Below are 9,707 nucleotides of genomic sequence, written 5' to 3' on the forward strand. Positions count from 1 at the left end.
ATGATCGCCTTGCTGATTGCCAAAACGGTCATTGATGCTTTTGAAGTGGTCCAGATCGAACAGCACCGCGCTGTAAACAAATTGCTGTGATTGTCGCACGCTGCGCAGCACCATTTTATCTGCCTGCTCAAACAGCGCGCGACGATTCCACACGCTGGTAAGCGGATCAAGCATTGATGCCAGTTTGTGGGCGATTTGCGTGCGCTCATTCACCATCGCCAGAATGGTGAAGCTCAGACCAATAACAAACAGAATTGATTCGAGAATCACATAAACCGAGAAGCTGGAGCCGCCAATCGCACCGCGCACCGGCGTTGCCACCGCATCATCCAGAAAGATACGCACCACATGGAACAGCAAATGAATCCACAGCAGGATTTGCGCCGGCCAGAAGGTGACGGTTAACGAAGCGCGCACGCGCCACAACAAGCGGATCAGCGCGCCGGTATAGATGATGCACAGCAGGCAAACCACCAGCACGCGCTTCGGCTGGCTGTGATAAAACTCGGGGAAAAGACACAGAATCGCCCACAATAAACCGCCGCCTAACCAGCTGAGTCCAATGGTTTTACCGCAGAAGATGCGGAAGGCATTAAGCAGATTGCCATACGCCAGCAGCAGCATGATGTTGCCGACCGCCACCGGTAAAAACTGGAATCCTGCGCTGCGTAAGCTACTGAGGAATACCGCGGCCAACGTTAAAACCAGCGCCAGCGTGGTGCAGCCCAATACGCGATCGTACTGCGCGCCAACCCAGGCAAAAACCAAAATGATACTTAAAAACCCCAGCACATAGAGCTCGCAAACAAACAGTGTGTAGATGTCGAGAGTCATAGTGGTCGGAGCTCTTGAAAAAGTGGGGAAGAAAATACCATTAATTAATGGAGCGCTAAAGGGCGGCAATGCGAGTTGCGGGAAAAGAGTGGATGGCAGCGAGAATAGCGAGATTTAACGAAATTTATCGCGCAAATATCAGCGGCGAAAGTGGCTTAATCGGTGAGTCAGGTTTAGGACAGTGAACAAAGAAAAACCGGGCACAAGGCCCGGTTTCACGCGATGAATTAATGCTCAAACATCGCGGAGATTGATTCTTCGTTGCTGATACGACGAATCGCTTCGGCCAACATGCCAGACAGCGTCAAAGTACGCACGTTTGGCAGAGATTTCATCTCTTCAGACAGCGGAATGGTATCGCAGACAATCACCTGGTCAATCACCGACTTACGCAGGTTTTCCACCGCGTTGCCAGAGAAGATTGGGTGAGTGGCGTAAGCGAAGACACGTTTCGCGCCGCGCTCTTTCAACGCTTCAGCCGCTTTGCACAGCGTACCGCCGGTGTCGATCATATCGTCGACCAGTACACAGTCACGACCCGCAACGTCACCAATTATGTGCATCACCTGAGAAACGTTCGCGCGCGGGCGGCGTTTGTCGATGATAGCCATATCGGTATCGTTGAGCAGTTTGGCGATGGCGCGGGCACGCACTACGCCACCGATGTCTGGGGAAACCACAATTGGATTTTCCAGGCCAATTTGCAGCATATCTTCCAGCAGGATTGGGCTGCCGAAGACGTTATCCACCGGGACATCAAAGAAGCCCTGAATCTGTTCAGCATGCAGGTCAACGGTGAGAACACGGTCAACGCCCACGCTGGAAAGGAAATCGGCAACCACTTTGGCGGTGATCGGTACACGAGCAGAACGCACACGGCGATCCTGACGCGCATAGCCAAAGTAAGGAATAACAGCAGTAATACGACCAGCAGAAGCCCGACGCAAAGCGTCGACCATCACAACCAGCTCCATCAGATTATCGTTGGTGGGGGCACAGGTGGACTGGATGATGAAAATATCACCACCGCGTACATTTTCGTTGATCTGTACACTTACTTCACCATCACTGAAACGGCCAACAGCGGCGTCTCCGAGGCTAGTGTAAAGGCGGTTGGCAATACGTTGTGCTAGTTCCGGGGTGGCGTTACCAGCAAATAGCTTCATATCAGGCACGAGAAGAACCTCAGGCTTGGCGTCCAGAGAATGAACGGCTCTAGAGTAACCGGCGAATACCAAAGAGCATGTTCATACGGGTGTGTTAATGCGCAACATGCAATGTCTGGAACGTGTGACACTGTCACGTAGACGCTTTTAGCCCAGAAAGTGTGCGCTGCAACGGCGAGAGGTTAAGCCCGCGCGCCACAAATCCGCAAATCCATTTCGGGGCAAGCTCCAGCACCTGACGTGCGTCGGATTCGGTGTCAAATTCAGCAAACACACAAGCTCCGGTCCCAGTCAGGCGCGACGGCGCGTATTCTAGCAGCCAGGAAAGCAGCTCATCAACCTTACGAAAACGTTTTCTTGCCACAGCCTCACAATCATTGTGAAAAGGACGCTGTAACAGTTCATCTAATGTGCGGATTGGTGAATCGCGCGTCAGATCGGGATCGCGGAACAGATCCGGCGTTGCGATACTCACGCCCGGATGCGCCACCAGATACCATTTTTCTGCCGGTTCAGCCGGCTGCAACAGTTCGCCCACGCCTTCAGCAAAGGCCGCGTGACCACCAATAAACACTGGCACATCCGCGCCCAGCTTGATGCCAATCGCTGCCAGCTCAGCAACGCTTAACCCGGTTTGCCACAGATGATTCAGCGCCACTAACACCGTTGCCGCATCCGATGAACCGCCGCCAAGCCCGCCGCCCATCGGCAAAACCTTCTCCAGCGCGATGGTCGCACCGGCTTGCGCAGGCAGCGTGCCACGCGCGGCGGCGAAGGTTTTTAACGCCTGTGCGGCACGCACAATCAGGTTCTCGTCATCCGGCACGCCATCCAGCGGCGTCAGCAGCGTAATCTTGCCGCTGCTGTCTGGCGTTATTTCCAGCGTGTCACCGTAATCGAGAAATTGAAACAGCGTTTGTAGATTGTGGTAGCCGTCAGGACGACGGCCAGTGATGTACAGAAAAAGATTCAGTTTTGCTGGCGCGGGCCACGTGGTGATCATTGGGTGGTCCAGCTATCCATGCGTAATTTGATGCGCTGGCCGCCTTCAGACAGCTCCAGATTCGCCGGCAGCGGTGGATTCACTTTGCTGTCGTAATCAGAAATGTTCACTTTCCACTGCTGACCGTTACGGCTGTAGTTCAGGCTTTGCAGCTGGTAATTGTTATTCAGCTGATAATCGCTGGCATCGCCCGGTAAGCCCATCATCCACTGACGCAGGTTGGCGAGCGGGATATCCATGCCGGTGAGCTGTGAAATCATCTTCTCGGCATCGTTGCTGACGTAGCGCTTGCCTTTGTTATCAACGATCTGCACCACGGAACCTTGCGCATCCAGCTGCAACTCGGTGCTGCCGAGCGGATTGGTTAACAGCAGACGATAGCGATCGGCAGCGGTTTGCTGCCAGTTAAAGCGCGCATACACTTTTTGCTTATCCGACAGGTACGCGAACGCACCGCGCGTCTGATACTGGCTGATTTTCGCCACGGCTTGTTGATGCTGTTGCCATTGCGGTGACGTGGTGCTTGGGCCCGGACCTTGTGGTTTGTTAATGGTACATGCAGCCAGTAACACGCTGGCAAGGGGTAAAAGGCGCAGTAACTTGCGCGGGGGCAAATGCATCACGTGGTCATCTCCTCAGACACGTTTTTACTTCGTAACCGGTAACGCTAACCATCCGCATGTAAGCCGTCAATGCTGTTATGGCAATAATTGCGCACGATCAGTTTAATCTTATTACAGTCATAGGCTTTGTATGGCTTTTCTTGACCTGTGGCATCTTGTAGAATGCGCTGCACAAAACCCTGACAACTATTGGGATATCCCAACCCGAATCACATGACGCTGCTTGCACTCGGAATCAACCACAAAACTGCACCTGTTGCGCTACGCGAACGCGTTGCGTTTACACCAGACACGCTGGAACTGGCGCTGAATAGCCTGCTGTCCCAGCCGATGGTGCAGAGCGGCGTGGTCCTCTCGACCTGCAACCGTACGGAACTCTACCTCAGTGTAGAGCAGCAAGCCGACCTGCAGGAGACGCTGGTACGTTGGCTGTGTGACTATCACGACCTGCGTGAAGAGGATGTGCGCAACAGCCTCTACTGGCATCAGGATAACGCGGCGGTCAGCCATTTGATGCGTGTAGCAAGCGGGCTGGATTCACTGGTGTTGGGTGAACCACAGATTTTAGGTCAGGTTAAAAAAGCCTTTGTTGATTCGTCACGCGACCATGCGCTGAGCAGTGAACTGGAGCGCATGTTCCAGAAAACCTTCTCGGTGGCCAAGCGTGTCCGCACCGAAACCGAGATTGGCGCCAGCGCCGTTTCCGTCGCCTTCGCCGCCTGTTCACTGGCGCGTCAAATCTTTGAATCGCTTAGCACCGTTAACGTGCTGCTGGTCGGCGCCGGTGAAACCATCGAGTTAGTGGCGCGTCATCTGCGCGAACACTCCGTTAAGAAGCTGATGATTGCCAACCGCACCCGCGAGCGCGCGCAGCTGCTGGCCGATGAAGTCGGGGCAGAAGTGATTGGCCTCGGCGATATCGAAACGCGTCTGGCCGATGCCGACATCATTATCTCTTCCACCGCCAGCCCGCTGCCGATTATCGGTAAAGGGATGGTGGAGCGCGCGCTGAAAGCGCGTCGCAATCAGCCGATGCTGCTGGTGGATATTGCCGTACCGCGCGATGTCGAGCCGGAAGTGGGTAAGCTGGCGAACGCCTATCTTTATAGCGTTGATGATCTACAAGCGATCATCGAGCAGAACATGGCGCAGCGTAAAGCCGCCGCCGTGCAGGCCGAAAGCATTGTGGTGCAGGAGAGCGGCGAATTTATGGCCTGGCTGCGCGCGCAAAGCGCGGTTGAGACCATTCGTGAATACCGCTCGCAGGCCGATCAGGTGCGCGCCGAGTTACAGGAACGCGCGCTGGCCGCGCTGCAGCAGGGCGCTGACGCCGAAAAAGTATTGCAAGAGTTGGCGCACAAGCTGACCAACCGTTTAATTCATGCACCAACCAAATCACTGCAGCAGGCCGCGCGCGATGGCGACAGCGAACGCCTGCAGATCTTACGTGACAGCCTCGGTTTAGAGTAATCTGGTCAGTCACGACCTATCACTGGGATACCCGCTATTACATGAAGAGCTCTATTGTTGCCAAGCTGGAAGCGCTCCAGGAACGCCACGAGGAAGTGGAAGCGTTGCTGGGCGATGCCGGCGTGATTGCCGATCAGGATCGTTTCCGTGCGTTATCACGCGAATATGCCCAGCTTAGCGACGTCACCCGTTGTTTCCGCGAATGGCAGCAGGTGCAGGAAGATGTTGAAACTGCCGAAATGATGCTGGAAGACCCGGAAATGCGCGAGATGGCGCAGGAAGAATTGAAGCTGTCACGCGAGAAGCGTGAAGAGCTGGAACAACAGCTGCAAGTGCTGCTGCTGCCGAAAGATCCCGACGATGAACGTCCGTGCTTTGTCGAAGTGCGCGCCGGCACCGGCGGTGATGAAGCGGCGATTTTTGCCGGCGATCTGTTCCGTATGTACAGCCGTTACGCCGAAGCGCGTCGCTGGCAGGTGGAGATCATCAGCGCCAACGAAGGTGAGCACGGCGGCTATAAAGAAGTGATCGCGCGCATCATCGGCGATGGCGCGTATGGCCGCTTTAAGTTTGAATCCGGCGGTCACCGCGTCCAGCGCGTGCCTGAAACCGAATCGCAGGGCCGTATTCACACTTCAGCTTGTACCGTTGCGGTGATGCCGGAACTGCCAGAAGCGGAAATGCCGGAAATCAACGCCGGCGATTTGAAAATCGACACCTTCCGTTCCTCCGGTGCCGGTGGTCAGCACGTTAACACCACCGATTCCGCCATTCGTATCACCCACTTGCCAACCGGTATTGTGGTGGAGTGTCAGGACGAACGTTCTCAGCACAAAAACAAAGCCAAAGCGTTGGCGGTGTTGGGCGCGCGTATTCACGCGGCGGAAACGGCGAAGCGTAATGCCGCAGAAGCCTCTACGCGTCGTAACCTGCTCGGCAGCGGCGACCGTTCAGATCGTAACCGCACCTACAACTTCCCGCAGGGCCGCGTCACCGATCACCGCATCAACCTGACGGTTTATCGTCTCGACGAGGTGATGGAAGGCAAGCTGGATTCCCTGATTGAGCCGATTGTGCAGGAGTATCAAGCCGATCAGCTGGCCGCGCTGGCTGGACAGGACTAATGATCATCCGTCGCTGGCTACAGCAGGCTGTGGTAGCGCTCTGTGGCGGCGACAGCCCGAAGCGCGATGCGGAAATATTGCTGGGTTTCGTGACGGGCAAACCGCGCAGTTGGCTGATCGCCTTTGACGATGCAGAACTGGACGCGCAGCAGCAGGAACAGCTGAATGCGCTGCTGGCGCGCCGCGTCAACGGTGAGCCGATTGCGCATCTGGTCGGCGAGCGTGAATTCTGGTCGCTGCCGTTGCGCGTCAGCGATGCCACGCTGATTCCGCGCCCGGACACCGAAGTGCTGGTGGAACAGGCGCTGGCGCATCTGCCGGCCACTGCAACTTCACTGCTGGATTTAGGCACCGGCACCGGCGCGATTGCGCTGGCGCTGGCCAGCGAACGGCCAACCTGCCAGGTTATCGGCTGCGATCGTATTGCCGCAGCGGTGGAACTGGCGCAGGACAACGCGCAACGTCTGCACATCGATAATGCCCGCTTCATCCTCAGCAACTGGTTCAGCGATCTTCCCGCCCAACGTTTTGATCTGATTGTCAGCAATCCGCCCTATATTGATGCCGCCGATGAACATCTGCAGCAGGGCGATGTGCGCTTTGAGCCGCTGAGCGCGCTGGTGGCAGACGATCAGGGTTTGGCCGATTTACGTTTCATCATTCACAGCGCACCGAACTGGCTGCACGCGGGCGGCTGGCTGCTGCTGGAACATGGCTGGCAGCAAGGCGAAGCCGTGCGTGCCATCATGACGCAGCTCAGTTATCAGGCGGTGAGCACCGTTGACGATTACAGCGGTAATCCGCGCGTCACACTAGGACAATTTTTTAACAAGGAATAACGATGGCGAGCTGGTATCCCCTCATTAAACATTTTCACTTGCTGACCGTCGCGCTGACGATTTGTCTGTTTTTGCTGCGCTTCTACTGGCAAACCACCGGCTCGGCGATGCTGCAGCGCCGCTGGGTGCGCATTGCGCCGCACATTAACGACACCTTTTTGCTGTTAAGCGGTGCGCTGCTGGTGATGATTACGCACTTTTATCCGTTCACACCGCAAGGAAGCTGGCTGACGGAGAAGCTGTTAGCGGTTATTATCTACATCGCCTTAGGTTCCGTGGCATTGAGCCGTCGCCCACGTAAAATGGGGACACGTTGGATCGCCTTCCTGATTGCAATCGTAGCTTTGCTGTTTGTGATTAAGCTGGCGATGACCAAAATGCCGTTATTGGGGATTGTATGACCTCGCCAGAGCAACTCGATTACAGTGAAACACCGTTGAGTGAAGCGGTGATTGGCGCCACATGCGCCATACGCAATGATTTTTCTGCGCCTTCTGTGCAACAACAGTTGGCGGCAATGGTCGATGAAGCCCGTGAGTTCATCAGCAGCGAGCAGGACGCCGATTTGCAGCTGGGTAAGCTGCTGGAGCTGTTCTATCGTCAGTGGGGATTTGGTGGCGCCAGCGGCGTCTACAATCTCTCTGACGCGCTGTGGATCGACAAAGTATTGAAGAGCCGTCAGGGCACCGCAGTGTCGCTGGGCGTGATTCTGCTGCACATCGCCGATGAGCTGGAATTACCGCTGATGCCAGTGATTTTCCCGACGCAGCTGATTCTGCGCGCCGACTGGTTAGATGGCGAAATGTGGCTGATCAACCCGTTCAACGGCGAAACGCTGGATACGCATACGCTGGAAGTGTGGCTCAAGGGCAACATCAGCCCAACCGCCAAGCTGTATAACGATGATCTCGACGAAGCCAAAACCATCAACGTGATGCGCAAGATGCTCGACACCTTGAAATCCGCGCTGATGGAAGAGAAACAGATGGAGCTGGCGCTGAACGTCAGCAAAGTGCTGCTGCAGATCGATCCTGATGATCCTTACGAGATTCGCGACCGTGGTTTGATTTACGCGCAATTAGAGTGTGAACACATCGCGCTGACTGATTTGACCTATTTCGTTGAACAATGTCCTGAAGATCCGGTCAGCGAAATGATTAAAGTGCAGATTCACGCAATTGAACAGAAACAGGTAACGCTGCACTAAGCGTTACCCGATAAAAGGAAAGGAAAGGGCATGACACAGAAAGTAGTGAAAATTGGCGATATCAAGGTCGCAAACGATCTGCCATTCGTTCTCTTCGGCGGCATGAACGTGCTGGAATCGCGCGATCTCGCCATGCGCATCTGCGAACACTACGTTAAGGTCACCGACAAACTCGGCATCCCTTACGTATTCAAAGCCTCTTTTGATAAAGCCAACCGCTCTTCAATCAAATCCTATCGTGGTCCAGGCCTGGAAGAGGGCATGAAGATTTTCCAGGAGCTGAAGCAGGCTTTCGGCGTGAAAATCATCACCGACGTGCATGAAGCATCGCAGGCGCAGCCGGTGGCTGACGTGGTTGATGTGATTCAGCTGCCGGCCTTCCTCGCACGTCAGACCGATCTGGTGGAAGCGATGGCGAAAACCGGCGCGGTCATCAACGTCAAGAAGCCACAGTTTGTGAGCCCAGGTCAGATGGGCAACATCTATGACAAATTCGTTGAAGGCGGTAACGATCAGGTCATCCTGTGCGATCGCGGTAGCAACTTCGGCTATGACAACCTGGTTGTTGATATGCTTGGCTTCAATGTGATGAAGAACGTCACCCAAAATAGCCCGGTGATCTTCGACGTTACCCACGCGCTGCAAACGCGCGATCCGTTCGGCGCTGCATCTGGCGGCCGTCGTGCGCAGGTGGCTGAGCTGGCGCGCGCTGGCATGGCGGTTGGCATTGCTGGCTTGTTCATCGAAGCACACCCAGAGCCAAACAGCGCGAAATGCGACGGTCCATCCGCGCTGCCGCTGGATAAGCTGGAGCCATTCCTGGTGCAGATGAAAGCGATCGACGATCTGGTGAAGCGCTTCCCAGAGCTGGACACCAGCAACTGATTGTTTTCAGATGTGAAAAAGGCGCCGATGGCGCCTTTTTTATTGGCTGGTCACCATAAATGGCGACCCTACAACATGCACGATTTCCGTAGGGTCGCCATTTATGGCGACCTGGCACTCACAGCATAATCGTCAACAAATATCCGGCAAACAGCGCCAGATGCGCGGCACCGTTCAACACGTTGGTGCGGCCGGTTGAGAACGAAATGTGGCACAGAATCAGCACGGCGCTCATCATCACCATCTGCGGCGGCTCAAGACCAAACACCAATTGCTGATCGGTCAGGGTAGCGATAATGGTCACCGCAGGCACCGTCAGTGAAATAGTCGCCAGCACCGAACCGAAGAACAGATTCATCGCACGCTGCACCTGATTCATCAGCACCGCTCTAATCGCACCCAATCCTTCCGGTGACAGGATCAACAGCGCCACCAGGAAACCGGTGAACTGCGCTGGGGCATTCAGTTCTGTCAGCAGACTTTCCAGCGGATTGGCGTTCATTTTGGTCACGGCGATAACCGCAATCAGATGCACGATCAGCCATACGGTGTGCCA

General features: G+C 55.3%; 10 protein-coding genes and 1 pseudogene. 6 read left to right on the forward strand and 5 right to left on the reverse strand.

Translation table 11 applies throughout. The features are described 5' to 3' along the window. The 4 genes from RTY00_RS03535 to lolB form a co-directional block, all read right to left on the reverse strand. On the reverse strand, nucleotides 1-834 hold an 834-nt coding region (locus tag RTY00_RS03535), incomplete at its 3' end, for a diguanylate cyclase (protein ID WP_312663410.1). 227 nt (nucleotides 835-1,061) lie between these two features. Then, nucleotides 1,062-2,009, reverse strand: a complete 948-nt coding sequence (prs, locus tag RTY00_RS03540) for a ribose-phosphate diphosphokinase (RefSeq protein WP_006118899.1) — start codon at nucleotides 2,007-2,009, stop codon at nucleotides 1,062-1,064. Nucleotides 2,010-2,133: 124 nt separating this feature from the next. Further along, nucleotides 2,134-3,003: a 4-(cytidine 5'-diphospho)-2-C-methyl-D-erythritol kinase gene (ispE, locus tag RTY00_RS03545; RefSeq protein ID WP_312663411.1), complete on the reverse strand. Its 870-nt coding sequence runs from the start codon at nucleotides 3,001-3,003 to the stop codon at nucleotides 2,134-2,136. Next, a complete protein-coding gene (lolB, locus tag RTY00_RS03550) occupies nucleotides 3,000-3,623 on the reverse strand; it encodes a lipoprotein insertase outer membrane protein LolB (protein ID WP_101764109.1) in 624 nt (207 codons plus the stop codon). The genes ispE and lolB overlap by 4 nt, the downstream gene beginning before the upstream one ends. Before the next feature lie 216 nt (nucleotides 3,624-3,839). On the opposite strand from lolB, the gene hemA reads away from it, so the two are divergent. From hemA to kdsA, 6 genes are read left to right on the forward strand one after another with little or no spacing between them, the layout of a single operon-like run. Beyond that, nucleotides 3,840-5,096, forward strand: a complete 1,257-nt coding sequence (hemA, locus tag RTY00_RS03555) for a glutamyl-tRNA reductase (RefSeq protein ID WP_312663412.1) — start codon at nucleotides 3,840-3,842, stop codon at nucleotides 5,094-5,096. A gap of 41 nt (nucleotides 5,097-5,137) precedes the next feature. Then, on the forward strand, nucleotides 5,138-6,220 hold the full coding sequence (gene prfA / locus RTY00_RS03560; RefSeq protein WP_008107659.1) for a peptide chain release factor 1: 1,083 nt from the start codon (nucleotides 5,138-5,140) through the stop codon (nucleotides 6,218-6,220). Next, nucleotides 6,220-7,059 (forward strand): peptide chain release factor N(5)-glutamine methyltransferase, encoded by an 840-nt coding sequence (prmC, locus tag RTY00_RS03565; protein ID WP_312663413.1) that lies wholly within the window; start codon nucleotides 6,220-6,222, stop codon nucleotides 7,057-7,059. The genes prfA and prmC overlap by 1 nt, the downstream gene beginning before the upstream one ends. A 2-nt stretch (nucleotides 7,060-7,061) precedes the next feature. Beyond that, nucleotides 7,062-7,460, forward strand: coding sequence for a SirB2 family protein (locus tag RTY00_RS03570; protein WP_008107663.1), 399 nt, complete (start codon nucleotides 7,062-7,064; stop codon nucleotides 7,458-7,460). After that, nucleotides 7,457-8,266, forward strand: coding sequence for an invasion regulator SirB1 (gene sirB1, locus RTY00_RS03575; protein WP_008107665.1), 810 nt, complete (start codon nucleotides 7,457-7,459; stop codon nucleotides 8,264-8,266). The genes RTY00_RS03570 and sirB1 overlap by 4 nt, the downstream gene beginning before the upstream one ends. 30 nt (nucleotides 8,267-8,296) lie before the next feature. Beyond that, the gene (gene kdsA / locus RTY00_RS03580) at nucleotides 8,297-9,151 is read left to right on the forward strand and encodes a 3-deoxy-8-phosphooctulonate synthase (protein ID WP_312663414.1); all 855 of its coding nucleotides are present in this window, start codon (nucleotides 8,297-8,299) and stop codon (nucleotides 9,149-9,151) included. Nucleotides 9,152-9,269: 118 nt separating this feature from the next. On the opposite strand, the pseudogene RTY00_RS03585 reads toward kdsA, so the two are convergent. Continuing rightward, nucleotides 9,270-9,707: pseudogene (locus tag RTY00_RS03585) on the reverse strand (sodium-potassium/proton antiporter ChaA); the annotation flags it as partial.

The sequence above is a fragment of the Pantoea sp. CTOTU49201 genome, assembly GCF_032054795.1.
Lineage (GTDB): Bacteria > Pseudomonadota > Gammaproteobacteria > Enterobacterales > Enterobacteriaceae > Pantoea > Pantoea symbiotica.

What these genes read in the sequence shown, in the direction of transcription:
- ispE (WP_312663411.1), bottom strand. Translation starts at nt 3,003, where the DNA reads ATGATCACCACGTGGCCCGCGCCAGCAAAACTGAATCTTTTTCTGTAC.
- lolB (WP_101764109.1), bottom strand. Translation starts at nt 3,623, where the DNA reads ATGCATTTGCCCCCGCGCAAGTTACTGCGCCTTTTACCCCTTGCCAGC.
- hemA (WP_312663412.1), top strand. Translation starts at nt 3,840, where the DNA reads ATGACGCTGCTTGCACTCGGAATCAACCACAAAACTGCACCTGTTGCG.
- prfA (WP_008107659.1), top strand. Translation starts at nt 5,138, where the DNA reads ATGAAGAGCTCTATTGTTGCCAAGCTGGAAGCGCTCCAGGAACGCCAC.
- prmC (WP_312663413.1), top strand. Translation starts at nt 6,220, where the DNA reads ATGATCATCCGTCGCTGGCTACAGCAGGCTGTGGTAGCGCTCTGTGGC.
- RTY00_RS03570 (WP_008107663.1), top strand. Translation starts at nt 7,062, where the DNA reads ATGGCGAGCTGGTATCCCCTCATTAAACATTTTCACTTGCTGACCGTC.
- sirB1 (WP_008107665.1), top strand. Translation starts at nt 7,457, where the DNA reads ATGACCTCGCCAGAGCAACTCGATTACAGTGAAACACCGTTGAGTGAA.
- kdsA (WP_312663414.1), top strand. Translation starts at nt 8,297, where the DNA reads ATGACACAGAAAGTAGTGAAAATTGGCGATATCAAGGTCGCAAACGAT.